The 300-nt window shown below is 47.7% G+C and carries 1 pseudogene; it reads right to left on the bottom strand.

What is annotated here, in order from left to right:
- Positions 1–300, bottom strand: a pseudogene (locus SB765_RS28870) (F0F1 ATP synthase subunit beta); the annotation flags it as partial.

The raw sequence follows: 300 nt of genomic DNA, 5'->3' as shown, positions 1-300 counted from the left end.
GTGGATAGACATACGCTCGTCTTCACCGATTGGACCTGCTTCATCAATTGGCTCACCAAGTACGTTCATGATACGACCTAGGGTCTTAGTACCAACTGGAACTTGAATTGCTTCGCCTGTGTTTTCTACTGAAGCACCACGACGTAAACCGTCTGTAGTGCCTAGTGCGATAGTACGTACCACACCGCCACCTAGCTGCTGTTGAACTTCTAAAGTCAAACCAGCTAAATCGCCATCTGTTACTTTTAGCGCGTCATATACGGCTGGCACGCTGTCTTGTGGAAATTCGATATCCACAAC

Source organism: Pseudomonas sp. SIMBA_067 (assembly GCF_046534675.1).
Lineage (GTDB): Bacteria > Pseudomonadota > Gammaproteobacteria > Pseudomonadales > Pseudomonadaceae > Aquipseudomonas > Aquipseudomonas putida.
Note: the sequence above shows the minus strand (reverse complement) of the source record. Positions and strands in the feature narration are given on the sequence as shown.